The following is a 622-nucleotide window of genomic DNA, read 5'->3' as shown; positions in this document are numbered from 1 at the left end:
GCTGGATCTTCATGGCAATGTGGAACCAGTCGATGATGTGGGCTGTCGGCTTCGGCATGGCGCGGGGCAGCCGCTTCAGGATTTCGGCGCCGTCCGAGATCACGGTGACGTTGCCAAAGCCGCAATAGCCTTCTTGCTGAAGTGCGTGGAGGGCTCGATCCCGGATTGCAGCCTGGTCGGTGTTGCTGGTCACGAGGTAGCGGCCACCGACATCACCCCGACCGCCGCGGCCGCATCGAGCTACAACGAGCTCGAAGTTTCGCGCGGAATTGGGATCGGCGCTGCGAACATGTGCCGTATCGATGCTGATGACGAACTCTTTGCGTCGGTCGCCGGGAAGCTGCATTTCAAGCTGGCTTCGATCGTGCCTTTGAGCTCGCGCGCGCCTTTCTTCCTTCGCGATCTGTTCATCGAGCCGTTCACCGATCCTGATGGTCCGCTTGCGCACGGTCACGTACGTCTCGGTGGGTTCAATGGGCAGAAATTCGCCAAGCACCTTCGCTGCCTGCCGATACGGCATCATGCTTCCCAATCGCGCCGTCAGTTCAATCAGTTCAGGCGTGGCTCGATCAGGGCAGATCTCGTTGAGTGGTGCGAAGGCAGCGACCATGCCAGGATGGCA

The 622-nt window shown here is 60.5% G+C and carries 1 pseudogene; it reads right to left on the bottom strand.

Annotation, left to right across the window (positions count from 1 at the left end):
* Positions 1-610: pseudogene (locus tag ACFFNA_RS39290) on the bottom strand (ISKra4-like element ISMet1 family transposase); the annotation flags it as partial.
* Positions 611-622 lie beyond the last annotated feature (12 nt).

Origin of the sequence: Mesorhizobium kowhaii, from assembly GCF_042431665.1 — a bacterium.
Lineage (GTDB): Bacteria > Pseudomonadota > Alphaproteobacteria > Rhizobiales > Rhizobiaceae > Mesorhizobium > Mesorhizobium kowhaii.
Note: the sequence above shows the minus strand (reverse complement) of the source record. Positions and strands in the feature narration are given on the sequence as shown.